This window comes from Clavibacter sp. A6099 (assembly GCF_021919125.1).
Lineage (GTDB): Bacteria > Actinomycetota > Actinomycetes > Actinomycetales > Microbacteriaceae > Clavibacter > Clavibacter seminis.
In genome coordinates this window covers 2,819,291-2,844,408 of sequence record NZ_CP083439.1, presented here as the reverse complement: position 1 = coordinate 2,844,408, position 25,118 = coordinate 2,819,291, and the positions used below count along the sequence as shown (strand labels likewise).

The window sequence follows — 25,118 nt, the reverse complement described above, 5'->3', positions numbered from 1 at the left end:
CGCGGCGGCGTGATCAGGGGCATCGGCGTCGACGTGGTCGACGTGGCGCGGTTCGCCCGGAGCGCAGAGCGCACTCCGGGGCTCGTGCCGCGCCTGTTCGCGCCCGCCGAGCGGTCCCTGCCCGCGCGCTCGCTCGCGGCCCGGTTCGCCGCGAAGGAGGCGCTCATCAAGGCGCTCGGCGGTCCCGGCGGGATCAGCTGGCAGGACATGGAGGTCGTCCAGGACGACCACGGCGACCCCTCCTTCCGGGTGGCGGGCGTCGTCGCCGAGGTGGCGGCCGCACGGGGTGTGACGCGGATCCACCTGAGCATGAGCCACGACGCCGGCCTCGCCACCGCGTTCGTGGTCACCGAGGGGGACGACCTGTGACCGACGAGGCGACCCTCCAGGCGCCGGCCGCCCTGCGGCGGGAGGCGCGCATCGACACTGGCGCGATCTCGGCCAACGTGCGCACGCTGCGGGCCGCCACGGGCGCGCCGCTCGTGATGGCCGTGGTCAAGGCCGACGGCTACGGGCACGGCGCCGTCGCATCGGCGCGCGCCGCGCTCGCGGGCGGGGCCGACCGGCTCGGCGTCGTCGACGTCCGCGAGGCGCTCGCGCTGCGGGCGGCCGGGATCGACGCGCCCGTCCTCACGTGGATGCACGCGCCCGGCGCCGACTTCGCGACCGCCATCGAGGCCGGCGTCGACCTCGGGCTCAACAGCCTGCGCCAGGTGCGCGAGGTGGCGGAGGCCGCGCGTCGCATCGGCCGCACGGCCGAGGTGCACCTCAAGATCGACACCGGCCTCGGCCGCAACGGCGTGACGCCGGCGGAGTGGCCGGGCGTCGTCGCCGAGGTCGCCGCGCTCGTCGCGGAAGGCGTGATCCACCTCGGCGGGGTCTTCAGCCACCTGGCGAACGCGGGGCAGGAGGAGGACCGGGCGCAGGTCCGCGCGTTCCACCGGGCGGTCGACGTCGTCAAGGCCGCGGGGCTCGAGCCGGGGATCCGCCACCTCGCCGCGACCGCTGGCGCCCTGCGCGTGCCCGAGGCCCGCCTCGACATGGTGCGCCTCGGCATCGGGATCTACGGCATCTCGCCGCTCGACGGCGTCACGTCCGCCGACCTCGGCCTCGTGCCCGCCATGACCCTCGTCGGCAGCGTCGTCGCGGTCAAGCGCGTGCCCGCCGACACGGGCGTCTCCTACGGCTACACCTACCGCACCACCAGCGCCACGACCCTCGCGCTCGTCTCGCTCGGGTTCGCCGACGGGGTGCCGCGGCTCGCGAGCAACCGCGCGCCCGTCGCGATCCACGGCGCGCGCTTCCGGGTGAGCGGCCGGATCGCCATGGACCAGTTCGTGGTCGACGTGGGCGACGGCGTCGTCGACGGGATCCCGGTGGCGGTGGGCGACGACGCCGTGCTGTTCGGGGATCCCGCGACGGGCGCGCCCTCGGTGGAGGAGTGGGCCGAGGCGACCGGCACCATCGGCTACGAGATCGTCGCGCGCGTCGCCGGCCGCGTGACCCGGAGGTTCGGCGCATGAGCGAGACCGTGCCCGTGCCCGCCGGACCCGTCGCGCCCGGCCGCCGCGCCGTCGTCGACCTCGACGCGATCCGCCACAACGTCCGCACGCTCGCGGCGCTCGCCGCCCCCGCCCGCACGATGGTCGCCGTGAAGGCCGACGCCTACGGCCACGGCGCGCTCCAGGTCGCGCGCGCCGCCCTCGAGGCCGGCGCCGAGAGCCTCGCCGTGCTCGACGTCGCATCCGCCGTCGAGCTCCGCCGGGCCGGCATCACCGCCCGGCTCCTGGCCTGGCTGCACAGCGTCGACACCGACTTCCGCGTCGCGGTGGAGAACGGCATCGACCTCGGCGTCTCGGCCCTCTGGGAGCTGGAGCGCATCGCGGCCGCCGGGCGCGCCACGGGGATGCGCGCCCGCGTGCACCTCAAGGCCGACACCGGACTCAGCCGCAACGGCGCCACGCCGGAGCTGTGGCCGGATCTCGTGCGGGCCGCGGTCGCCGCCGACGCCGCGGGCGAGCTGACGCTGCACGCGCTGTGGTCGCACCTGGCCGACGCCTCGCCCGAGGACGACGACGCCGCGCTCGCCCGCTTCCACGAGGCGGTGCGCGTGGCCGAGGAGCTGGGCGCGCGACCCGTGGAGAAGCACCTGGCCGCGAGCTCCGCGGGGATCCGCCTGCCCGCCGCCCGCTTCGACATGGTGCGCTTCGGCATCGCGGTCTACGGCATCTCGCCGTTCGACTACCGCTCCGGCCGCGACCTCGGCCTGATCCCCGCGATGACGCTGGAAGCCGACGTCGTCTCCGTCAAGCGCGTCGAGGCCGGACACGGCGTCTCCTACGGCCTGGACCACCGCACCGCGGGGCCGTCGACGCTCGCGCTCGTGCCGCTCGGCTACGCCGACGGGATCCCGCGCATCGCCGCCCCGCTCGCCTCCGTGCTCCTGAACGGCCGCCGCTTCCCGATCGCCGGCCGCATCGCCATGGACCAGCTCGTGCTCGACGTCGGCGACCTGCCCGTCGAGGTCGGCGACACCGCCGTGATCCTCGGCCCCGGCGACCGCGGCGAGCCCACGGCCGAGGAGTGGGCCGGCTGGGCCGAGACCATCGGCGACGAGATCGTGACCCGGGTGGGGCCGCGCGTCGACCGCGTGCACCTGCACGAGCGCCCGGACGCGGAGGACGTCGACGCCGAGGACGCCGCCGCCGAGGTCCTCTCCGACGAGCTCGTGCCCGTCGCCAGCACCGACGACATGGAGGAGCTCGGCCGCGCCCTCGCGCGCGAGCTGGGCGCGGGCGATCTCGTCGTCCTGTCCGGCCCGCTCGGCGCGGGCAAGACCACGCTCACCCGCGGGCTCGGCGCGGGACTCGGCGTCCGCGGTCCCGTCACGAGCCCCACCTTCGTGCTCGCGCGCACGCACCCGAGCCTCGTCGACGGCCCGCCGCTCGTGCACGTGGACGCCTACCGCCTGGCCGACGCCCGCGAGCTCGACGACCTCGACATCGACTTCGCGCGCTCCGTCGTGGTGGTCGAGTGGGGCGACGGCAAGCTCGACGGCATCGCCGAGGAGTGGTGGGACCTGCGGATCGCGCGGCCCACGGGCGCGGGCGTCGCGGATCCCGACGCGGCCGGCCACGCCGCCGCCGACGCCGACGCGGATGCCGCCGCCGACGCGGACCCGGACGCCGCCCCCGAGGAGCCCCGCACCGTCCGCATCCGGCGGCTCCGCGCGCGGACCCGCGCCTAGACTCGTCCAGTGCTCCTCGCGATCGACACCTCCGCCGGCACGGGCGTCGCCGTCATCGACCCCGACGGTCGTGTGCTCGCCGAGCGCCAGGAGGTCGACACCATGCGGCACGCCGAGGTCATCGGCACGCTGCTCGACGAGTGCCTCTCCGCGTCCGGCGTCGAGCGCTGCGACGTCCGCGCCGTGGTCGCGGGCATGGGCCCCGGCCCCTTCACCGGCCTCCGCGTCGGCATCGCGGCGGCCCGCGTGCTCGCGACCGGCCTCGACGTGCGCGTGATCCCCGTGGTCAGCCACGACGCCGTCGCCCACGACCACTATGCGGCGGGCGGCACCGGATCCCTGGTGGTCGTCACCGACGCGCGCCGCCGCGAGCTGTACTGGTCGGTCTACCGCGAGCCCGTCGCCGGAGGCGTCGCCGAGCGCACCGCCGGCCCCGGCCTCAGCAAGCCCGACGACGTGCCCGCGGCCGACCACCGCATCGACGCGGCTGGCGTCCGCGCGGCGTCCCTCGCGGAGGTCGCCCGCCGGATGGACGAGCTCGGCCTGCCCTTCGCGGCCGACCAGGCGCTCTACCTCCGCTCGCCCGACGTCACCCTCTCCGCAGGCCCGAAGCGGGTCACGTCGTGAGCGTCCTGTTCCGTGCCGCCGAGGTCGCCGACCTTCCCGCGCTGATGCGCCTCGAGACCAGCACGTTCGTCTCGGACGCCTGGTCGGCCGACGCGATGCGCGGAGAGCTGACCGCCCGCCACGGGTGGTACGTCGTGGCCGTCGACGACTCCGACGGCGGGATCCTCGGCTACGCGGGCCTGTCGTGCCCGCGCGGCGCGCACGCCGCCGACGTCCAGACCATCGCCGTCGCCGACGGCAGCCGCGGCCGCGGGATCGGACGCGCCCTCCTCACCCGTCTCGTCGCCGAGGCGCACGCCCGCGGCGCGCGAGAGGTGCTGCTCGAGGTGCGCGCCGACAACCCGGTCGCGCAGGCCCTGTACTCCTCGCTCGGCTTCGAGGCCATCGCCGTGCGCCCGCACTACTACCAGCCGGACGACGTCGACGCCGTCGTGATGCGCGCAGCCCTCGCCGCGACGCCGCCGGAGGTCGCCGAGCCGCGGGACGCACCCGCCGAGCGCCCCGCATCCGCCGCCCCGGACGCCGATGCGCACGCCGACGAGACCGCGGCCGACGACGCCGGCCCCCTCGTCCTCGGCATCGAGACCTCCTGCGACGAGACGGGCATCGGCATCGTCCGCGGCCAGACGCTCCTCGCCAACGTCATCTCCAGCTCCATGGACGAGCACGCGCGGTACGGAGGCGTCGTGCCCGAGGTCGCCGCCCGCGCGCACCTCGAGGCGCTCACCCCCGCCATCGACGCGGCCCTCGCCGAGGCGGGCGTCACCCTCCGCGAGCTCGACGCGATCGCCGTCACCGCGGGTCCCGGCCTCTCCGGCGCGCTCATGGTCGGCGTCGGCGCGGCGAAGGCGCTCGCCGTGGCCCTCGACATCCCGCTGCACGGCGTCAACCACCTCGTAGGACACGTCGGCGCGGATCTCCTCAGCACCGACGGCGGGCCAGGCGTCCCGCTCGAGACCCCGAGCATCGCGCTGCTGGTCTCCGGCGGCCACACCTCGCTCCTCCTCGTGCGCGACCTGGTGGATGACGTCGAGCTCCTCGGCGAGACCATCGACGACGCCGCGGGCGAGGCCTTCGACAAGGTCGCCCGCGTGCTCGGCCTGCCCTACCCCGGCGGCCCGCACATCGACCGGGTCGCGGCCGACGGCGACCCGCGGGCGATCCGCTTCCCCCGCGGCCTCTCCCTGCCCAAGGACATGGAGCGCCACCGCTACGACTTCTCGTTCTCGGGCCTCAAGACCGCGGTCGCCCGCTGGGTCGAGAAGCGGCAGGACGCCGGCGAGCCGGTGCCCGTCGCGGACGTCGCCGCGAGCTTCCGCGAGGCCGTCGTCGACGTGCTGCTCACCAAGGCCGTCGCCGCGTGCGTCGACCACGGGATCCCGCGCCTGCTGCTGGGCGGAGGCGTGGTCGCGAACGCGCGCGTGCGGGAGCTGGCGGCGGAGCGGTGCCGGGCCGCGGGCATCGAGCTGCGGATCCCGCCCCTGTCGCTCTGCACCGACAACGGCGCCATGATCGCCGCGCTCGGCGCGCGCCTGATCGAGTCCGGCCGCGCCCCGTCCGGGCTCGCGTTCGGTGCCGACTCGACGCTGCCGGTCACCGTCGTCCAGGTCGGCTGACCTTCCTGACGCCCCCATTACGGGGACCTTTCGCGGCTATTTCCCGAACGGGAGAATCCCGGGGCATGCATCACGGTATGTTCCCAGGGACGAAAGGAACGACAATGACCGATCCGCAGAACCCGGACCGCTCCAACGACGGCTTCCCGCCCGCGCCGAGCCAGCCCGCCTACCCGGCCGCTCCCGCCGCCGGCTCGCCTTACGCGGCGCCCTACCAGCCCGGCCAGGGCGGTGCGCCGGCCTCGAAGGGGCTCAGCATCACGTCCATGGTCCTCGGCATCGTGTCCGTCGTGACGGTCCTCTTCTGGTTCCTCTCGGTGCCCCTGGGCATCGCCGCGCTCGTGACCGGCATCCTCGGCCGCAAGCGGAACGCCGGTGCCAAGGGCTTCTGGCTCACGGGCATCATCACGGGCGTGATCGGCATCATCCTCAGCATCATCCTCGTGGTCATCGCCATCGCGTTCGTCAACACCGTCGTCCAGAACGGCGAGATCAACGGCACGCCGCTGCCCACGGCGCCGTAACGCGCCACCCGCACCACCACGACGCGGCCGTCCCCTAGGGGGCGGCCGCGTCGTCGCGTCCAGGTGGGCTCGGCCGGTCGGGCCTCAGCCCGCGTCGACCCCGTGCCGGTCCGCCAGGATCGCCACCCGCCGGCCGCCGACCCGCGTCGCGATGAGCGTCGCCGAGCCGTCGCCCTTCAGCTGCAGGCGCGTGCGCAGCCGCGCCGGATCCACGTCGACCCCGCGCTTCTTGATCTCCAGCGTCCCGATGCCGCGCGCCCGCAGCTCCCGCTTCAGCCGCTGCTCGTCGAGCGGCAGCACCTCGCGCACCCGGAACCCGCGCGCGAACGGCGTCGCCTGCTCGCGCTCCGACGTGATCCACGCGATGCCCTCGCCGACCATGCGCCCGTCGAGCGAGCGCGCCAGGTCGCCGATGAGGCGGGCCCGGATCACGGCGCCGTCCGGCTCGTACAGGTGCGTTCCCAGCTCGCCGAGCTCGGCGTCCTCGCTGTCGGCCGCCGAGGTCAGCTCCGCCTGGGATCCGCCGCTGATCACGAGGGCCGCCCGCCGGATCCCGTCGCGCCGCGTCGGCCCGAACCAGAGGCCCATCTCCACGGCCTGCCCGTCGACGGAGACCCACTGCGCCTCCGCCTCCGCGGGGATGAGGTCGCGGTCGAGGCCCGGTCCGAGCTTGATGCCCGCGGCGCGACCCGCGGCGAGCTCGAACGCGGCGGAGAGCGTGGGGGAGTACGCGTCCGGATCCGAGATGCGGCGGGTCGACGAGTGCCCGTCCGTGCGCCGTGCGGGATCGAGGTAGACGCCGTCGACGCGGCCGGCGTCGAACGCCTCGGCCGTGCCCTGCACGACCTCGGCCTCGGGGAACGGCGCGAGGTTCCAGCCCGCGACCGCCGCCGTCACCTCGTCCCGCTCGACGGCCGTGACGCGGATCCCGATGGCCGCCATCGCCATCGCGTCCCCGCCGATCCCGCAGCCGAGGTCGGCCACGTGCGCGACGCCGGCCTGCTGGAAGCGCCCCGCGTGCTGCGCGGCGACGGGCAGCCGCGTGGCCTGCTCGAGCCCGGCCTCCGTGAAGAGCATGCGCGCGGCGAACTCGCCGAACTTGCCCCTGGCCTTCGCGCGCAGCCGTGACTGGGTGAGGACGGCGGACACGAGCGCCGGGGAGTGCCCCTCGCCGCGCAACGCGCTCACCATCCGCACCATGTCGTCCCCCGGCGCGGGCGCGGGAAGGGAGTCGAGCAGGCGGAGCCCCTCGAGCGAGAGCACCTCGCGGAGGTCGGTCTGATCCATCCGCCCACCGTACCGGGGCGCCTCTGCACCGATTGGCACTCGCGTTGCGCGAGTGCAAGCGCGGCCCGTAGAATCTCACCTGGCACTCTCCCCGGGAGATTGCCAATCAGTCTTGTCCCTTAGTCACGAAGGAAGAGGTCAACCGTGTCGGTCTCCATCAAGCCGCTCGAGGATCGCATCGTCATCCAGCAGGTCGAAGCCGAGCAGACCACCGCGTCTGGTCTGGTCATCCCCGACACCGCCAAGGAGAAGCCCCAGGAGGGCGAGGTCGTGGCCGTGGGCCCCGGCCGCATCGACGACAACGGCAACCGCGTCCCGCTCGACGTCGCCGTGGGCGACAAGGTCATCTACTCCAAGTACGGCGGAACCGAGGTCAAGTACGACGGCCAGGACCTCCTCGTCCTCTCCGCGCGCGACGTGCTCGCCGTCATCGAGCGCTGACGCTCCGCCTCAGCGACACCGCACCACGCACCACCGCTTCACCCGGGAGCCCGGCCGACACGTTCGGCCGGGCTCTCGTGCGTCCGGGCGTTCCCTCGCGTGACGGCCGTCCCGTCGCCGCGGGCGGCATCCGGCGTCCGCGGCGCTAGCCTCGGGAGGTGACGCGCACCGCCTCGGAGTCCTCGACCCGCACCGGGCTCCTCGCCGCCGTCGGCGCGTACGGCCTGTGGGGCGTCCTCCCCGTCTTCTTCCTGCTGCTCGTGCCGGCGGGGGCGTTCGAGATCGTCGGCTGGCGGATCCTCTTCTCGCTCGTCGTCTGCGCCGTCGTCATCACGGCCGCGCGCCGCTGGTCGCGCGTGGTCGCCATCGTGCGTCGCCCGCGGATCCTCCTCGGGCTCGGCCTGGCTGGCCACCTGATCCTCGTCAACTGGACCGTGTACGTCTACGGCACGCTCTCGGGCCACGTCGTCGAGACGGCGCTCGGCTACTTCATCAACCCGATCGTCACGGTGCTGCTCGGCGTGATCCTCCTGCGCGAGCGCCTGCGCCCGCTGCAGTGGACCGCCGTGGGCCTGTCCGCCGTCGCGGTGGCCGTCATCGCCGTCGGCTACGGGCAGCTGCCGTGGGTGTCGCTCGCGCTCGCCGGGTCGTTCGGGCTCTACGGGCTGGTGAAGAAGCGCGTGAGCGGGGGAGCCGACGCCCTCTCCGGCCTCGCGCTCGAGACGGCCTGGCTGGTGCCCGCCGCCACGACGATGCTCGTGATCACGGGCGCGGGCGCTGGCCTCACCATCGGTACGGTGTCGCTCGGGCACACCCTGCTGCTGGTCAGCACGGGCGTCGTGACCGCGGGCCCGCTCCTCCTCTTCGGATTCGCCGCCGGGCGCCTGCCGCTCTCGGTGATCGGGCTCACGCAGTACCTGGCGCCGCTGCTGCAATTCGCGTTCGGCGTCTTCGTGATGCACGAGGCCATGCCGCCCGAGCGGTGGGCCGGATTCGCGATCGTGTGGGCGGCGCTCGCGCTGCTCACGATCGACATGATCCGCGCGTCCCGCCGTCCGATTTCCGTCGCGGCGCCCGCGCAGACGGTTCCGGCGGTCGTCGACGGCATCTGATTCGGATCCCGTCGCGCATTCCGCGAATGGTAACGATCCGGTCGCGTTACACGACGGAAATGCCGATGCATTGTGTCCGTCTCATCCGCGCCATAGGGTCGCACCAGGCGAGGCGCGCATTCGCGTGCCTCATGCAACACATTCCCGAGCATCACCACACACATCCATAAGGAGCACCATGAGCGCATTCGGCAGGGCTTCGGCCTCCCGCTCACGATCCGCCCGCACCGCCCGCACCGCGCTCAGCGCCCTCACCATCGCGGTGGCCGGCGCCCTCGTCCTCGCCGGCTGCTCCGGCGGCGGCGGAGGCGAGGGGGGCACCACGGCCGACGGCGGCCTGAACCTGAAGATCGGCACGATCCTGCCGCAGACGGGTTCCCTCGCGGTGCTCGGCCCGCCCGAGTTCGCGGGCGTGCACAAGGCGGAGCAGGACATCAACGACGCCAAGGCCGGCATCACGATGACCGTCACCGACAAGGACTCGGGCGACGCGACGACCGACATCGCCAGCCAGTCGGCCACGTCCCTCATCGCGGACGGCAACAGTGCCATCATCGGCGCCGCCTCCTCGGGGGTCTCGAAGACCTTCATCGACCAGGTCGTCTCGGCGAACGTCGTCCAGCTCTCGCCGGCGAACACGGCTCCGGAGTTCAGCACGTACAAGGACAACGGCTACTACTGGCGCACCGCGCCGTCGGATGTGCTCCAGGGCCGCATCCTCGGCAACAAGATCCTGCAGGACGGCAAGACCAACGTCTCGATCCTCTACATGAACGACGCGTACGGGAAGGGCCTCCGCGAGAACATCAAGAAGACCCTCGAGGCCGGTGGCGCGTCCATCGCCGCTGAGGCGACCTTCGAGCCGTCGAGCACGGACTTCAACAGCGCCATCACGTCGGTGCTCGCGCCGAACCCGGACGCGCTGGTCGTCATCTCCTTCGACGAGATCAAGACCATCGCCGACCAGCTGGCGTCGAAGGGCTTCGACTTCGCGAGCTTCTACGGCACGGACGGCAACTACGGCGTCATCAAGGAGACCGACACGAACGTCGACATCGCGGGCGCGCAGTTCACGAACCCCGGCGTCGAGGCCAAGGAGGACTTCCAGGCCGGCCTGCAGGACATGGTGAAGGCCGACGGCGACCCCGCTCTCACGGTCTTCAGCTACGCCGCCGAGTCGTACGACGGCACCGTGCTCCTCGCGCTCGCCGCGCTCCAGGGCAAGGCGACCGATGGCCCGACGCTGAAGGACAACCTCCAGTCGGTCTCGGAGGGCGGCACCAAGTGCACGACCTTCGCGGACTGCGCGAAGCTGATCGAGGCCGGCACCGACATCGACTACGACGGCATCTCCGGGCCGATCACCTTCGATGAGAACGGCGACCCGACCGAGGCGTACGTCTCCGTCTACAAGTACGGCACGGGCAACAAGGCGACCTTCTCCGAGCAGGTCTACGGCAAGCTCGACTAGCACCCGCACCACGCACGGCTGAGGGCCCGGTCCGCATGGACCGGGCCCTTCGGCGCGCGCGGGTGCTGGCTCGCGCCTCGCGCTCCCGCCTCGCGGTGGCGCCGGCTCCTGGATCCGGGAGCCGACACGTGGATCCAGCGGGTCGTCATCGTCCGAGAGGCGGCGACCTCTACCGCTACCTCTACCGCCACCGCAGCGCGACGCGATCGGGCGCGCGCCGTCGCCGGCCGCATCCTCGTGAGCGCACCGCGACGCGCGCACGGCCCGCACACGACGACGCGGCACCCCCGAGGGGATGCCGCGTCGCGTCGTGCGGGGAACGATCAGGGCTGGGGCGCCGCCTTCGCCTTCTCCTGGTCGGCGGCGAGCGTGCCGAGGTACAGCTCGATGACCTTCGGGTCGTTCATCAGCTCGCGCCCACGACCCTCGTACGCGTCCTTGCCCTGGTCGAGCACGTAGCCGCGGTCGCAGATCTGCAGCGCGCGCCGGGCGTTCTGCTCCACGATCATCACGGAGACGCCCGCGCGGTTGATCTGCGCGACGTTGATGAACGTCTCGTCCTGCCGGACGGGGGAGAGCCCGGCCGACGGCTCGTCGAGGAGCAGCACCGTCGGGTCCATCATGAGCGCGCGCGACATGGCGACCATCTGGCGCTCGCCGCCCGAGAGGGATCCGGCGCGCTGCTTCAGCCGCTTGCCGAGCTCCGGGAACAGGTCGGTGACGAACGCCAGCCGCTCCTTGTACATCTTGGGCTTCTGGTACGCGCCCATCTGCAGGTTCTCGTCGATCGTGAGCGTGGGGAAGACGTTGTTGTTCTGCGGCACCATGCCCACGCCGCGCGAGACGAGCTTGTCGGCCTTGAGGCCCGTGATGTCCTGGCCGTTCAGCTCGATGCTGCCGCCGCGCACGTTGACCTGGCCGAAGATCGCCTTCAGCAGCGTGGACTTGCCTGCGCCGTTCGGGCCGATGATGCCCACGAGCTCGCCCTTGTCGACGTGCACGTTGCACCCGTTGAGGATGTTGACCCCGGGCAGGTAGCCCGCGTGGAGGTCGGTGGTCTGGAGGACCCGCTCTGCCGTCACTTGTCTGCCGCTTCCTTCTCGATCTCGCTCTTCACGAGGTCGGAGTCCATGTCCTTCGCCACCTCGCGCTGGCCCGTGAGGGTGCCGAGGTCGGTGTCGTGGTGAGCGCCGAGGTAGGCGTCGATGACGGCCGGGTCGCTCATCACGGTCGAGGGCGGGCCCTCGGCGACGATGCGGCCCTCCGCCATCACGACCACCCAGTCGGCGATCTCGTTGACCATGTGCATGTCGTGCTCGACGAACAGCACGCTCATGCCCTCGGTCTTGAGGTCGAGGATGTGGTGGAGCAGCGACTGCGTCAGCGCCGGGTTGACGCCCGCCATGGGCTCGTCGAGCATCACGAGATCCGGCCTCGTCATGAGCGCGCGCGCCATCTCGAGGAGCTTGCGCTGACCGCCGGAGAGGCTGTCCGCGTAGTCCTCCTCCTTGGCGTCGAGCTTGAACTTCTTCAGGAGCCCGCGGGCGCGCTCCGTGATCTCGTCCTCCTTCTTGCGCCAGAGGGGGCGGATCAGCGCGGAGAAGAAGTTCTCGCCGCCCTGGCCGGTGGCGCCGAGGCGCATGTTCTCCAGGACGGTCATGCCGCCGAGGGCCTTGGTGAGCTGGAAAGTGCGCACCATGCCGAGGCGGGCGACGCGGAACGCGCTCATCCCGGCGAGGTCCTTGCCCGAGAACTCCCAGGTGCCGGTGTTCGGCTTGTCGAAGCCGGTCAGCAGGTTGAAGAACGTGGTCTTGCCGGCGCCGTTCGGGCCGATGAGGGCCGTGATGGAGCCGCGGGGGATCTCGAGGTGGTCGACGTCGACCGCCTTCAGGCCGCCGAACTGCCGGCTGACGCCGTGCGCGACGATGATGGGGTCCTTCTTGGCGCAGCCCGGAGCGGCGTCGCCGTCGAGGATGGCCGAGACCGGGGTCTTGTCAGGCAAAGTGCGTCTCCTTCTTCTTCCCGAAGATGCCCTGTGGTCGGAAGATCACGAGCAGCATGAGCGCGACGCCCACGATGATGAAGCGGATGGGGCCCTGCTGGGTGCTCGAGATGGGCAGCCACTCGTTGGTCACGGCGAGGCTGAGCAGCCCGTCGGAGAGCGACAGCGTGACCCAGAAGATGATCGAGCCGATGACCGGACCGAAGATCGTGGCCGCACCGCCCAGCAGCATGATCGTGTAGAGGAAGAACGTGAGCTGCGTGCCGTAGTTGTCGGGCTGCAGCGACCTCGGGAGGATGAAGACCACGCCCGCGAGCCCGCCGAACACGCCGCCGAGCACGAGCGCCTGCATCTTGTAGGAGTACACGTTCTTGCCGAGCGCGCGGACCGCGTCCTCGTCCTCGCGCACGCCCTTCAGCACGCGGCCCCAGGGGCTGCGCATGAGCAGGAAGACCAGCAGGCAGGCGATGCCCACGAGGCCCCAGCCGACGATGCGGATCCACCACTGGTCGGAGGAGTACGTGAGCACGCCGGCGCCGAAGCGACCCTCGGGCAGCGGGTTCAGCTCGTTGAAGCCGTTCGCCGCGCCGTTGATGCCCTCCGAGCCGCCGGTGACCGACGAGAACTCGGGTGTCTTGACGCTCAGCCGGATGATCTCGGCCGCGGCGATGGTCACGATGCTCAGGTAGTCCGCCCTCAGCCGCAGCGTCGGGATGCCGAGGATGAGCGCGAAGACCGTCGAGGCGACTATCGCCGCGAGCAGCGACGCCCACACCGGCCACTCGTACATGACCGCCGTGATGGCGAACGCGTATCCGCCGATGGCCATGAAGCCGGCCTGGCCGAAGTTGAGCAGGCCCGTGAATCCGAAGTGGATCACGAGGCCGACGGTGGCGAGCGCGTACGCCGCGGTGGTGGGCGAGAAGATCTCGCCGATCGCCAGGAAGATGAAGTTGGAGTTCATGCGCGGCTAACCGATCCGATCTTTCCGACCCAGGATGCCCTGGGGCCTGACGAGCAGGATGACGATCATGACCACGAGAGCGGCCACGTACTTCATGTTCTCGGGCAGGACCATCGTGCTGACGTTGATGAACACGCCGATGATGATCGAGCCGATGAGCGCGCCGAACGCCGTGCCCAGGCCGCCGAGGACGACGGCCGAGAAGACGAGCAGCAGGATGGACGCGCCCGTGTCCCAGCGCAGCGACTGGTAGTAGGCGATGAAGACGCCGGACAGGGCGGCCAGCGCGGCGCCGCCGATCCAGACCACGCGGATCACGCCCTCCACGTCGATGCCCGACGCCGCGGCGAGCGAGCGGTTGTCGGAGACGGCGCGGGTGGCCTTGCCGATCTTCGTGTAGAGCAGGACGTACGCGACGGCGACGAGCAGCACGACGGAGACGATCGCGCCGACCACGTCCGTGAACTTGAGGCTCACCGGCCCGACGACCAGGAACGGCGCCGAGCTGTTCGGCAGCGTCAGCCGGTCGGCGCCGAAGATGAACTGGAAGGTGTACCGCAGGGCGAGCGACAGGCCGATGGTGACGATCATGAGCGGCACCAGTCCGAGGCGCCGCTTCCGCAGGGGCTTCCAGATCGCCGCGTCCTGCGCGAACCCGAACGCCCCGCCGAGGACGACCGTGATGACGATGGCGAGCACCGGGTTGAGGCCGAGCACGTTGCTGAAGAGGTAGGCCATGAGCGCCCCGAAGGTCACCAGCTCGCCGTGCGCGAAGTTGTTGAGGCCCGTGGTGCCGTAGATGAGGGAGAGGCCGATGGCCGCGAGGGCGAGCAGCAGGCCGAAGATGAGGCCCGTCACCACCTTGGGCCAGAAGATCTTCCAGAAGTTGTTCTGGGTCACGGGCTCCGCGGTGCCGGAGACCGCGCCGGTCTCGGTGTCAGGCGCTGCGGTCTCGCCGCCGGTGGATGTGCCCGTGTCGGTGCCCGCGCTCGGTGCCGGCGTCGCTCCCGCAGCTCCGGCGGCGGATCCGTCGGGCGAGATGAAGAAGAAGGCGGGGACGTTCTTGTTGCCCGCGGCCACGTCGACCTCGCGGGGGCTGGAGCCCGAACGGGGGACGCCGGCGCCCTCGGGGATGGTGGACTCGTCGACCTCGACAGTGAAGGAGCCCGGCGCGCTCAGGCCGACCTCGGCCTTGCCGTCCGCGCCGGTCGTGCCGGTGGCCTCGACGCCACCGCCCGAGACCTTCACGGTGACCCCGGCGATGCCGGTCTTGTCGGCGTCCGCCCGGACCCAGACGAGCAGCGACTGCTCGGCGGACGCCGGGTCGACCGCCTGGGGCGCCGCGCGTGGATCCGCGTGGGCAGCCGATGGGGCCGAGAGGAGAAGTGCGGTGCAGGCGAACGCCACCGCGAGAATCAGGGCCCAGACGCGCTGCGCGCGTGCTCCGGCCGAACCAGTGGCTATCACTAGACCTCCATAGGGGGAGCCGTGCGACGGGTACATCCGCACAGGCACCGCGACTACCGTCAGGACGACGTTGGTTGACAGTACGTGCTGATTATGTCCTGGATGTTTCGGGCGCGTACGGCGTGGAGGCGTGATATGTCGGGAATGCCGGTCGGCGCGTCCCGTTAACATTGAGACACCGGTTGCCGACGCGGTCCCCCGGGTATCTCATCCGCCTCTCATCCCCCCTGGAGGGAACTTGGACCAGTCCGACCCGTTCGGCGTCATCGGCCTCACCTACGACGACGTCATGCTCCTGCCGGGGCACACCGACGTCATCCCCAGCGAGGCGGACACCACATCCCGCCTGACCCGCAACATCAGCGTCGCCGCTCCTCTCCTCTCCTCGGCGATGGACACCGTCACCGAGGCGCGCATGGCCATCGCGATGGCGCGCCAGGGCGGGCTCGGCGTGATCCACCGCAACCTCTCCATCGAGGACCAGGCCGCGTTCGTCGACAAGGTGAAGCGCAGCGAGTCGGGCATGATCACCAACCCCGTCACCACGCGCCCCGACGCGACGGTCGCCGAGGTCGACGCGCTGTGCGGCCAGTTCCGCGTCTCCGGCCTCCCGGTCGTCGAGTCGGACGGCACCCTCGTCGGCATCATCACGAATCGCGACATGCGCTTCGTCTCGCCCGTCCAGGCCGCGACCACGCTCGTGCGCGACGTCATGACCCGCACGCCGCTCATCACGGGTCAGGTCGGCATCGACCCGGACCACGCGATCGCGATCTTCGCGGAGCACAAGATCGAGAAGCTGCCGCTGGTGGACGACCAGGGGAAGCTGCGCGGCCTCATCACCGTCAAGGACTTCGACAAGTCGGAGCAGTACCCGGACGCGACGAAGGACGCCGAGGGGCGCCTCCGCGTCGGCGCGGCCATCGGCTTCTTCGGGGACGCCTGGCAGCGCGCCCTCGCGCTCGTCGAGGCCGGCGTGGACGTGCTCGTCGTCGACACCGCCAACGGCGACAGCAAGGGCGTGCTCGACATCATCCGCCGTCTCAAGTCCGACCCGGCCACCTCGCATGTCGACGTGATCGGCGGCAACGTCGCCACCCGCTCGGGCGCGCAGGCGCTCATCGAGGCGGGGGCGGACGCGATCAAGGTGGGCGTGGGCCCCGGGTCCATCTGCACCACGCGCGTCGTCGCGGGCGTGGGCGTGCCGCAGGTCACGGCGGTCTACGAGGCTTCGCTCGCCGCGCGCGCGGCGGGCATCCCCGTCATCGCGGACGGCGGCCTGCAGTACTCGGGCGACATCGCGAAGGCGCTCGTCGCCGGCGCCGACACCGTCATGCTCGGCAGCCTGCTCGCCGGCTGCGACGAGAGCCCCGGCGACCTCATGTTCGTGGGCGGCAAGCAGTTCAAGAGCTACCGGGGGATGGGGTCGCTCGGCGCCCTGCAGACCCGCGGCTCGAAGACGTCCTACTCGAAGGACCGCTACTTCCAGTCGGACGTGCCGAACGACGACAAGCTCATCCCCGAGGGCATCGAGGGCCAGGTGCCCTACCGCGGATCCCTCGCGAACGTCGTGTACCAGCTCACGGGCGGCCTCCGGCAGTCCATGTTCTACGTCGGCGCGCGCACGGTCGGCGAGCTGAAGGACCGCGGGCGCTTCGTGCGCATCACGGCGGCCGGGCTCAAGGAGTCGCACCCGCACGACGTGCAGATGGTGGTCGAGGCACCCAACTACCGGCGCTGATGCGGTGAGCCGCGCGGATCCCGCGCGGTGACGACGAGGGGCCGGTGCCGTGCGCACCGGCCCCTCGTGCGTGCGGGCGCTCCCTCACAGGGCGCGGCTCCGATCCCGCGTCCGGCGAGTCGCGGCCGGAGGCATCCCCGGCCCTCGTCGGCCGCGACACTGCCCGCATGCCCTCGACCCCGCCCGCGCCCGATGCCCGTCCGCTCGAGGACGCGACGCTCGGGCCGCCCGGGGTCGTCCTGCTCCTCTCGGGCACCACGGCGCTGCCCGGCGCGGATCCGGTGGGCGAGGAGGAGCGGGCGGATCCCGCCGTCGTCGCCCGAGCGGAGGCGCGCGGGGAGCTGGTGCGGCTGCGGGCCGGCGTGCACGTGGAGCGCGGGGACTGGGAGGCGATGTCGACCCGGGAGCGGCACCTGCTGCGGATCCGCGCGCTCGCCCGGGTCTCCCCGGCTCCGGTGGCGCTCGGCGGCCCATCGGCCGCCGCCGTGCACGGGCTGCCGCGCCTCGCGCCGTGGCCGCTGCACGTGACGCTGCTCGACGTGCCGGGCCTGCCGCCGGGGCGCCGGGCGGGCACGCGCATCGTGCGGGATCCCTCGTGCGGGCGCTCGCCGCTCATGCGAGGCCCGGGCGGCGTGCGGCTGCCCACGCTCGCGGCGACGGCGCTCGCCGCCTCCCACGACGCGGCCCTGGCCGCCGTGCGCGGAGCCGCGGCGCCCGGACCGGGCTGGTCCGCCCACGGCTTGGTCGCGCTCGACGACGCGCTCGCGCCGTCGCGCGTCGTCCCCGTGACGCGCGCCCAGCTCCACGCGGAGAGGGAGCTGCGGGGGCCGGGTCCGTGGAGCAGGCGCGCCGAGCTCCTGGTCGACGCCGCGGACGGGGCGGCGGGCGGCCCCGTGGAGTCGATCGCGCGCGGGGTCGCGGCGGAGACGGGGCTGGCGCGGCCGGCCGTCGGCTCGCGCGTGCCGGGTCAGGGGCGGCTCGCGTTGGCCTGGCCGCGGCAGCGGGTCGGGCTCCGGATCCGCGGGGCGGGCCCGGGCATTCCCCTCGCCGTCGGGTCCAGCGCGGCGGACGGAGCGGAGGGAGGGGAGTGGCGCGTCGTCGAGGCGACCGAGAGGGACGTGCTGGCCGCCGGACGGCTCCGCGCGCTCCTGCTGCACGCGGGGCTCGAGCCCGAGCGGCGTGCCACGCCGACCGTCGCGGGGATGCGCGCGGATCCGGGCGACGGCCGGTCGCGCAGGAGCCCGCCGCTAGGCTGTGCGGGTGAGTGATGTAGAGATCGGCCGCGCCAAGCGGGCCCGCCGTGTGTACGCGTTCGACGACATCGCCATCGTCCCGTCCCGTCGCACGCGCGACCCGCAGGACGTGTCGGTCACGTGGTCGATCGATGCGTACCAGTTCGAGATCCCGTTCCTCGCGGCCCCCATGGACTCCGTGGTCTCCCCGGCGACGGCCATCGCGATGGGGCGCTTCGGCGGCCTCGGCGTCCTCGACCTCGAGGGCCTCTGGACCCGGTACGAGCACCCCGAGCGCCTGCTCGAGGAGATCCGCTCGCTGCCGCCCGAGTCGGCCACTGCCCGCATGCAGCAGATCTACGCGGAGCCGATCAAGCCCGAGCTCATCACGGCGCGCATCGCGGAGATCCGCGCGGCCGGCGTCGTCGTCGCCGCGGCCCTCTCGCCCCAGCGCACCGCCGACCACTACGAGACCGTGGTCGCGGCAGGCGTCGACCTCTTCGTCATCCGCGGCACCACCGTCTCGGCGGAGCACGTCTCCAAGGGCGCGGCCCCGCTCAACCTCAAGAAGTTCATCTACGAGCTCGACGTGCCGGTCATCGTCGGAGGCGCGGCCACCTACACGGCGGCCCTGCACCTCATGCGCACGGGCGCGGCCGGCGTGCTCGTCGGATTCGGCGGGGGAGCGGCGTCGACGACCCGCTCGACCCTGGGGATCCACGCGCCCATGGCCACCGCGCTCTCCGACGTCGCGGGCGCTCGCCGCGACTACATGGACGAGTCCGGCGGTCGCTACGTGCACGTCATCGCCGACGGCGGCCTCGGCAGCTCGGGCGACATCGTCAAGGCCATCGCGGTCGGCGCCGACGCGGTCATGCTCGGATCCACGCTCGCCCGCGCGACCGACGCGCCCGGCCAGGGCTTCCACTGGGGCGCCGAGGCGCACCACTCCGAGCTGCCCCGCGGCCACCGCGTGCGCGTCGACCAGGTCGCGCCTCTCGAGCAGATCCTCTACGGCCCGTCCACCACGGCCGACGGCAGCGCCAACCTGGTCGGTGCCCTCCGTCGGGCGATGGCGACCACCGGCTACTCCGACCTCAAAGAGTTCCAGCGCGTCGAGGTGGTCGTCGCGCCGTACGGCAAGTAGTCCGCGCCGGCCGCTCGGCCGGACCCGTCCCGCGTCGAGCGGGCAGGGAACATGCGGGGCGCGGCCCGCGTTGTGAACCACAGGAAGAGGGAGGTGCGCGCATGGCGGAGGTCCGTCGCGTCAAGCTGCCGGGTGTCGGCGTGCTGCACACCTTCATCACCGACGACGGGGGCAAGGTCGGCGTCATCGCCCACCGCTCCGGCCACAGCGACCTGATCACCTTCTCCGAGGAGCAGGACGGGCCCGACACGCAGAAGGTGTCGCTCCGTCTCAGCGAGGACGAGGCGCACACGCTCGCGGAGCTGCTCGGCGGCACGCGCATCACGGAGTCCCTCGACAAGCTCGACCAGATCCCCGGCCTCAGCATCGACTGGTTCACGGTCGACTACGACGACCACATCGCCGGCCAGGCGCTCGGCAACCTCGCGTCGCGCGGCGTCGTCGGGCTCACGGTCGTGGCGGTCGTCCGCGGCGAGTCCGCCAACCCCGCGCCGTCCGACGACTTCACCGTGTACCCGGGCGACACGCTCGTCGTCGCCGGATCCCCCGAGAAGGTCGCCAAGGCCTTCGCGTTCTACCGGACGGGCGAGTTCCCGCACCGCCCCGCGCCCGGCTCCGCGCCGGACGGAGGGTAGCGGGTGCACCACGGCCTCGACCTCATCGTCCTCGGCCTGCTGTTCGTCCTCGCCTACGCGTTCGGCCAGCTCGGCAAGCGCATCGGCCTGCCCGCGATCCCCATCTACATGCTCGTCGGCCTCCTCGCGAGCCCGAGCGTCGACTGGTTCCCGCTCGACTTCGCCTCGGGCGACATCGAGCTGATCGCCGTCTTCGGCCTGATCCTCCTGCTGTTCAACCTCGGGCTGGAGTTCGACCAGGACGAGTTCTTCGGCAACGCCGGCAAGCTCATCATCTCGGGCGGCTCGTACGTCCTCATCAACATGGGCGTCGGGTTCGCGTTCGGGTTCGCGCTCGGCTGGGGCACCCGCGAGGCGCTCATCATCGCGGGCATGACGGCGACGTCCTCGAGCGCCATCGTCACCAAGCTGCTCATCGAGCTGAACCGCCTGGCCAACGACGAGACGCCCATGATCCTGGGCGTCACCGTGGTCGAGGACATCTTCATCGCCGTCTACCTCGCCATCGTGTCGGTCGTGCTGAGCGGGCAGACCGAGCCGTGGGCGGTGGTGGGCCAGCTGGCGGTGTCGTTCGCCTTCCTCGTCGTGATGTTCACGGTCGCGCGGAAGGGCGGCGCGTTCCTGTCGCGGTTCATGCGCACGCGCGACGTCGAGCTGTTCACGGTCCTGTTCTTCGGCCTCGCGATCCTCTTCGGCGGCATCGGCGAGGTGCTCGGCGTCACGGACGCGATCGGCGCCTTCCTCATCGGGCTGGTCCTCGGCGCTACCCGGGTGCGCAACCGCATCGAGCAGATCGCGATCCCGCTGCGCGACGTGTTCGGCGCGTTCTTCTTCCTCAACTTCGGCCTGGCGCTGGATCCGGGGGAGTTCCCCACCGTGCTCGTCCCGGTGCTCCTCGCGGTGCTCATGACGGTGGTGCTCAACATCATCGCCGGGCAGTTCGTCGCCTGGCTCAACGGACACGGAGCGCAGGCCGGCATCAACACGGCGTTCATCCTGCAGAACCGGGGCGAGTTCGCGCTCATCCTCGCGACGCTGTCGCTGTCGGCGGGGCTCGACGAGCGGATCCAGCCGTTCGCGGGCCTCTACGTGCTGGTGATGGCGATCATGGGGCCGCTCCTCGCCGCGAACTCGGTGCGCATCGGCACCGCCGTGCTGCCCACGAGGTACCGCTCCGCCACGAAGCGCGCGGCCGAGAAGGCCGGGCGCGACGCGGAGCGGGCCGGCGCGCTCGCCCTGTTCGAGGCCGCCGAGCGCGGCGAGCAGGTGCCGGCCGACGCCTTCGACGACGGCCTGGCGGTGGCGGGGCCCCGACCGGGCACCGTGGCGCGCGGCGTGACGCCGGGCACCGGCCCCGAGGCGGAGGGCGCCCTCGACGCCCGGCGCGGGGCGGACGAAGACGCCGGCGACGCAGGGAGCGCCGCGGGCCCGCGGCCCGACCGCCGCGCCGAGCAGGCCGGGCAGCAGTCCGACCACGACACCTGGAGACCACCCACCCGCGAACGGGAACCCGACTACTGATGACGCACGCATCCGACCCCCGCTCCGACGCCGCCCCGCGTCCCGACGCCGAGCCCGCGGGATCCGGCCCGGGCGGACCCGGCGTGCCGGACGCCCCCGGCCCCTCCGTCGGCCAGGTCGCCCGGCGCCCCCGCTCCCTCGCGCTGCTGGCGCTCGCGCTCGTCATCGCCGCGGGCTTCGCGGCGCTCGGGCAATGGCAGCTGGCGCGCGCGGTCGAGTCGGGCGTCGTCATCGAGCGCGACACCGAGACGGCGCTGCCGCTCGGCACGCTGGTCGCGCCGCAGGGATACGTCACCGACACGTCCGCCGGGCACATGGTCACCGTCCAGGGGTCGCTCGTCCCCGGCGACTTCGTCGTCGTCTCCGACCGCCTCAACTCCGGCCGCACCGGCGCCTGGGTCGTCGGCCACCTCTCCATCACGGACGACGGCGGCCCGGCGGATGCGGCGCCCGGCGCGCTGCCCGCCAGCGTGCCCGTCGCGCTCGGCTGGTCCGCGACCGACGGGGAGGCGGCGGGCGTCGCTGCGCAGCTGAACGCGGGCGACGGATCCCCGACGGGGGTCCAGGACGTCATCGGCCGCTTCCTCCCGAGCGAGCAGCCCGAGCCTTCAGGCGAGGGCCAGGACCCCCAGCGCATGACGCGGCTGAGCACGGCCGCGCTCGTCAACCTCTGGCCGGGCGACGTGGGCGACGTCTACAACGGCTTCATCGTCGCGTCGACCCCGGTCGCCGGCCTCACGGCGATCGACTCGCCGCCCCCGAGCGAGGCCGTGCAGCTCAACTGGCTGAACATCTTCTACGCGGCGGAGTGGGCGGTGTTCGCGATCTTCGCGATCGTCATCTGGTACCGCACCGTCCGCGACACCTGGACGCGCGAGCAGCCCGGCTACCGCGAGGACGACGACGAGGACGACGACGACGAGCCGCTCCCCGAGGGCGACCGCGACGACCCCGTCGGCGCCCCCGGACGCGGGAGCCGCGCAGACGCCGACCGGTAGGATCCACGCATGGCCTACGGACTCAAGCGCTCCGACGTCCCGCAGATCCGGAGGGTCCTCGGCTTCTACCGCGTCATGGCGTTCATCACCGGCGCGTTCCTCCTCCTCCTCGTCGTGGAGATGGGCATCAAGTACCTCCCCGGCTTCCAGTTCGTCGACGGATCGCTGCAGTACCTGGCCGGCGCCGGCTACGAGCTCGAGCTGAACGGTCCCTCCGGCTTCCTCGCGCTGTCGCCCGCGGACACGCTCACGGGCACGAACCTGAGCCTCCTGATCCAGATCGTCCACGGCAACATCTACGTGGTCTACCTCATCAGCGACTTCCTGCTCTGGCAGAAGATGCGCTGGTCGTTCACCCGCTTCATCCTCATCGCCGCGGGCGGCGTCGTGCCGTTCCTCTCCTTCATCGTCGAGGCGCGCATCGCCCGCCGCGTGCGGGAGGTCATCGCGAAGCTCGAGGCGCCCCGCCGCGCGAGCGCGTCCGCCGACGACCGCGACGACGCGGACCCCCGACCCATCGACCCGACCACCACCACGGAGGCCACCACTTGAGCGTCGACAACCCCACGAACCAGCGCCCCGTACTCGTCGTCGACTTCGGCGCCCAGTACGCGCAGCTGATCGCCCGCCGCGTCCGCGAGGCCAACGTCTACTCGGAGATCGTGCCGTCCACGATCACGGCCGAGGAGATCCGCGCGAAGGACCCGTCCGGCATCGTCCTGAGCGGCGGCCCGTCGAGCGTCTACGAGGAGGGCTCGCCCGGCCTCGACGAGGGGATCCTCGAGCTCGGCGTCCCCGTCCTCGGCATCTGCTACGGCTTCCAGGTCATGGCCCGCGCGCTCGGCGGCGAGGTCGCGCACACGGGCGCCCGCGAGTACGGATCCACCGCCGTCACGCTCACGCCAGGCAGCACCCTGCTCGACGGCCAGCCCGACGACCAGACCGTGTGGATGAGCCACGGCGACTCCGTGTCGAAGGCGCCCGAGGGCTTCGAGGTCCTCGCCTCCAGCGCGTCCACGCCCGTCGCCGCCTTCGCGAGCGACGAGCGCCGCCTCTACGGCGTGCAGTGGCACCCCGAGGTCAAGCACTCCGCGCACGGCCAGGCCGTGCTCGAGAACTTCCTGCACCGCGCCGCCGGCATCCCCGGCGACTGGAACAGCGGCAACGTCATCGCCGAGCAGGTCGAACGGATCCGCGCCCAGGTCGGCGACGCCCGCGTCATCTGCGGCCTCTCCGGCGGCGTCGACTCCGCGGTCGCCGCGGCGATCGTGCACCGCGCGGTCGGCGACCAGCTCACCTGCGTCTTCGTCGACCACGGCCTCCTCCGCCAGGACGAGCGCCGCCAGGTCGAGGAGGACTACGTGGCCGCCACGGGCGTCCGCCTCGTCACGGTCGACGCGGCCGACCAGTTCCTCGACGGACTCGCGGGCGTCACGGATCCGGAGGCGAAGCGCAAGATCATCGGCCGCGAGTTCATCCGGTCCTTCGAGGGGGCCGCGGAGGCGCTCGTGCTCGAGGCCAAGGCCGACGGCGAGCCGATCCGCTTCCTCGTGCAGGGCACGCTCTACCCGGACGTGGTCGAGTCGGGCGGCGGCACGGGCACTGCGAACATCAAGAGCCACCACAACGTCGGCGGCCTCCCCGAGGACCTGAAGTTCGAGCTCGTCGAGCCGCTCCGCACCCTCTTCAAGGACGAGGTGCGCGCCATCGGCCGCGAGCTCGGCCTCCCCGAGGTCATCGTGGGGCGCCAGCCGTTCCCCGGCCCCGGCCTCGGGATCCGCATCGTCGGCGAGGTCACGGGCGAGCGCCTCGAGCTGCTCCGCAAGGCGGACGCCATCGCGCGCGCCGAGCTCACCGCCGCGGGCCTCGACGGGGAGATCTGGCAGTGCCCCGTCGTGCTCCTCGCGGACGTCCGCTCGGTCGGCGTGCAGGGCGACGGCCGCACCTACGGCCACCCCATCGTGCTGCGCCCCGTCTCCAGCGAGGACGCGATGACCGCCGACTGGACGCGACTCCCGTACGACGTGCTGGCGCGCATCTCGAACCGCATCACGAACGAGGTCGACGGCGTGAACCGCGTCGTGCTCGACGTCACCTCGAAGCCGCCGGGCACCATCGAGTGGGAGTGATCCTCCCGCTCGCGCTCCGGCGCTGACATGACGAAGGCCGCTCCCCTCGGGGAGCGGCCTTCGTCATGCTGCCGGTCCGCGGTGCTGTGCCGCGGACCGGCGGTGGTGCTAGTTGTTGCCGCGCAGGATCGCGAACAGGCGCAGCAGCTCGACGTACAGCCACACGATGGTGACGACGAGGCCGAAGGCGGCGGTCCAGCCGTACTTGCGCGGTGCGCCGGCACGGACGCCGCGCTGGATGAAGTCGAAGTCCATCACGAGGGAGTACGAGGCGAGGACGACGGCGAAGAGGCCGAGGACCACGCCGAACGGGATGTTGGTGCCGGGGATCGAGGTACCGCGAAGTCCCCACGGGTCGGTGGTGACACCGAAGATCATGAGTCCCACGTTGACGAGCGAGAAGAGGGCGTAGCCGACCATGGCGAACAGGAAGATCTTCGTCGCCTTGGCAGACGCGCGGACCTTGCCGCTGCGGAACAGCAGAAGCACGGTGGTGAAGACGGCCGCCGTCCCAAGGAGGGCCTGAGTCGCGACGCCCGGGGCGATCGACTCGAACATGCGCGAGATGCCGCCGACGAAGAGCCCCTCGAACGCAGCGTAGGCGACGATGAGCGGGACGGACGGCTCCTTCTTGAAGGAGTTGACGAGGCCCAGCACGAGGCCGCCGATGGCGCCGAGCATGGCGAGGGGGAGCGCGAGCGGGCCGGAGAGCCACGCGACCGCGCCGAGTACGACGACGATCGCGAGGAGGCTGACCGTCTTGACGGTCGTGTCCTCGAAGGTCATGCGGTCGGTCTCGGAGGCCGTCGCGGACGGGCGGGCGTACAGCTCGTCGAGGCTCTCCGGGGTCACATCCCTCGTGGGCGTCGCTCCCCGGCCGTTGAAGACCGGGTTGTTGGAGAACGTGGGGTTGGCCATGGTCCTTCTACTCTCAATGGTGGTTGAACGTGATTGACG

The 25,118-nt window shown here is 72.3% G+C and carries 23 protein-coding genes; 17 read left to right on the top strand and 6 right to left on the bottom strand.

Features of this window, described 5'->3' with window-relative positions:
- Positions 1–9: 9 nt before the first annotated feature.
- The 6 genes from KYT88_RS13390 to KYT88_RS13365 all read left to right on the top strand — a co-directional run bounded on the left by KYT88_RS13390 (position 10) and on the right by KYT88_RS13365 (position 6,014).
- On the top strand, positions 10–369 hold the full coding sequence (locus KYT88_RS13390) for a holo-ACP synthase (protein WP_043584301.1): 360 nt from the start codon (positions 10–12) through the stop codon (positions 367–369).
- Complete coding sequence (alr, locus tag KYT88_RS13385; RefSeq protein WP_051629248.1) at positions 366–1,523, top strand: alanine racemase; 1,158 nt, start codon at positions 366–368, stop codon at positions 1,521–1,523. The genes KYT88_RS13390 and alr overlap by 4 nt, the downstream gene beginning before the upstream one ends.
- Complete coding sequence (locus tag KYT88_RS13380) at positions 1,520–3,247, top strand: bifunctional alanine racemase/tRNA (adenosine(37)-N6)-threonylcarbamoyltransferase complex ATPase subunit type 1 TsaE (RefSeq protein ID WP_051629247.1); 1,728 nt, start codon at positions 1,520–1,522, stop codon at positions 3,245–3,247. Before alr ends, KYT88_RS13380 begins: the two co-directional genes overlap by 4 nt.
- 9 nt (positions 3,248–3,256) lie before the next feature.
- A complete protein-coding gene (gene tsaB / locus KYT88_RS13375) occupies positions 3,257–3,874 on the top strand; it encodes a tRNA (adenosine(37)-N6)-threonylcarbamoyltransferase complex dimerization subunit type 1 TsaB (RefSeq protein WP_043584300.1) in 618 nt (205 codons plus the stop codon).
- Complete coding sequence (tsaD, locus tag KYT88_RS13370; RefSeq protein ID WP_043584299.1) at positions 3,871–5,490, top strand: tRNA (adenosine(37)-N6)-threonylcarbamoyltransferase complex transferase subunit TsaD; 1,620 nt, start codon at positions 3,871–3,873, stop codon at positions 5,488–5,490. The genes tsaB and tsaD overlap by 4 nt, the downstream gene beginning before the upstream one ends.
- A gap of 104 nt (positions 5,491–5,594) precedes the next feature.
- Positions 5,595–6,014 carry a hypothetical protein gene (locus KYT88_RS13365; RefSeq protein WP_043584298.1) on the top strand — a complete coding sequence of 140 codons (420 nt, stop codon included), beginning with the start codon at positions 5,595–5,597 and terminating at the stop codon, positions 6,012–6,014.
- 84 nt (positions 6,015–6,098) lie between these two features.
- On the opposite strand, the gene KYT88_RS13360 is transcribed toward KYT88_RS13365, so the two are convergent.
- Positions 6,099–7,301, bottom strand: coding sequence for a class I SAM-dependent methyltransferase (locus tag KYT88_RS13360; protein ID WP_043584297.1), 1,203 nt, complete (start codon positions 7,299–7,301; stop codon positions 6,099–6,101).
- Positions 7,302–7,445: 144 nt separating this feature from the next.
- Here KYT88_RS13360 and groES point away from each other — a divergent pair, with 144 nt between their 5' ends.
- The 3 genes from groES (at position 7,446) to KYT88_RS13345 (ending at position 10,325) form a co-directional block, all read left to right on the top strand.
- Complete coding sequence (gene groES / locus KYT88_RS13355; RefSeq protein WP_012039257.1) at positions 7,446–7,742, top strand: co-chaperone GroES; 297 nt, start codon at positions 7,446–7,448, stop codon at positions 7,740–7,742.
- 158 nt (positions 7,743–7,900) lie between these two features.
- Entirely contained in the window at positions 7,901–8,854 is a 954-nt protein-coding gene (gene rarD, locus KYT88_RS13350; RefSeq protein WP_043584296.1) for an EamA family transporter RarD, read from the top strand.
- 178 nt (positions 8,855–9,032) lie between these two features.
- A complete protein-coding gene (locus KYT88_RS13345) occupies positions 9,033–10,325 on the top strand; it encodes an ABC transporter substrate-binding protein (RefSeq protein ID WP_043584295.1) in 1,293 nt (430 codons plus the stop codon).
- Positions 10,326–10,648: 323 nt separating this feature from the next.
- Here the strand turns inward: KYT88_RS13345 and KYT88_RS13340 are convergent, their stop codons facing one another.
- From KYT88_RS13340 to KYT88_RS13325, 4 genes are read right to left on the bottom strand one after another with little or no spacing between them, the layout of a single operon-like run.
- Positions 10,649–11,407: an ABC transporter ATP-binding protein gene (locus KYT88_RS13340; RefSeq protein WP_012039254.1), complete on the bottom strand. Its 759-nt coding sequence runs from the start codon at positions 11,405–11,407 to the stop codon at positions 10,649–10,651.
- Positions 11,404–12,327, bottom strand: coding sequence for an ABC transporter ATP-binding protein (locus tag KYT88_RS13335; RefSeq protein ID WP_043584294.1), 924 nt, complete (start codon positions 12,325–12,327; stop codon positions 11,404–11,406). Before KYT88_RS13335 ends, KYT88_RS13340 begins: the two co-directional genes overlap by 4 nt.
- On the bottom strand, positions 12,320–13,291 hold the full coding sequence (locus KYT88_RS13330; protein WP_043584291.1) for a branched-chain amino acid ABC transporter permease: 972 nt from the start codon (positions 13,289–13,291) through the stop codon (positions 12,320–12,322). The genes KYT88_RS13335 and KYT88_RS13330 overlap by 8 nt, the downstream gene beginning before the upstream one ends.
- A 6-nt stretch (positions 13,292–13,297) precedes the next feature.
- Positions 13,298–14,698, bottom strand: coding sequence for a branched-chain amino acid ABC transporter permease (locus KYT88_RS13325; RefSeq protein ID WP_043584290.1), 1,401 nt, complete (start codon positions 14,696–14,698; stop codon positions 13,298–13,300).
- A 298-nt stretch (positions 14,699–14,996) separates the two neighbouring features.
- Between KYT88_RS13325 and guaB the strand changes: the two genes are divergently transcribed.
- From guaB to guaA, 8 genes are all read left to right on the top strand, one after another.
- Entirely contained in the window at positions 14,997–16,499 is a 1,503-nt protein-coding gene (gene guaB, locus KYT88_RS13320) for an IMP dehydrogenase (protein ID WP_043584288.1), read from the top strand.
- A 167-nt stretch (positions 16,500–16,666) separates the two neighbouring features.
- Positions 16,667–17,767: a hypothetical protein gene (locus KYT88_RS13315; RefSeq protein ID WP_043584287.1), complete on the top strand. Its 1,101-nt coding sequence runs from the start codon at positions 16,667–16,669 to the stop codon at positions 17,765–17,767.
- The gene (locus KYT88_RS13310; protein ID WP_012039248.1) at positions 17,760–18,878 is read left to right on the top strand and encodes a GuaB3 family IMP dehydrogenase-related protein; all 1,119 of its coding nucleotides are present in this window, start codon (positions 17,760–17,762) and stop codon (positions 18,876–18,878) included. Before KYT88_RS13315 ends, KYT88_RS13310 begins: the two co-directional genes overlap by 8 nt.
- A 101-nt stretch (positions 18,879–18,979) precedes the next feature.
- A complete protein-coding gene (locus KYT88_RS13305; protein WP_012039247.1) occupies positions 18,980–19,513 on the top strand; it encodes a cation:proton antiporter regulatory subunit in 534 nt (177 codons plus the stop codon).
- A gap of 3 nt (positions 19,514–19,516) precedes the next feature.
- Positions 19,517–21,034, top strand: coding sequence for a cation:proton antiporter (locus KYT88_RS13300; protein ID WP_043584284.1), 1,518 nt, complete (start codon positions 19,517–19,519; stop codon positions 21,032–21,034).
- A complete protein-coding gene (locus KYT88_RS13295) occupies positions 21,034–22,032 on the top strand; it encodes an SURF1 family cytochrome oxidase biogenesis protein (protein WP_051629245.1) in 999 nt (332 codons plus the stop codon). Before KYT88_RS13300 ends, KYT88_RS13295 begins: the two co-directional genes overlap by 1 nt.
- A gap of 9 nt (positions 22,033–22,041) precedes the next feature.
- Positions 22,042–22,584 carry a DUF3817 domain-containing protein gene (locus KYT88_RS13290; RefSeq protein ID WP_043584283.1) on the top strand — a complete coding sequence of 181 codons (543 nt, stop codon included), beginning with the start codon at positions 22,042–22,044 and terminating at the stop codon, positions 22,582–22,584.
- On the top strand, positions 22,581–24,161 hold the full coding sequence (gene guaA, locus KYT88_RS13285) for a glutamine-hydrolyzing GMP synthase (protein ID WP_043584282.1): 1,581 nt from the start codon (positions 22,581–22,583) through the stop codon (positions 24,159–24,161). Before KYT88_RS13290 ends, guaA begins: the two co-directional genes overlap by 4 nt.
- Positions 24,162–24,269: 108 nt before the next feature.
- Here the strand turns inward: guaA and KYT88_RS13280 are convergent, their stop codons facing one another.
- Entirely contained in the window at positions 24,270–25,079 is an 810-nt protein-coding gene (locus KYT88_RS13280; protein ID WP_043584281.1) for a Bax inhibitor-1/YccA family protein, read from the bottom strand.
- Positions 25,080–25,118: the final 39 nt, after the last annotated feature.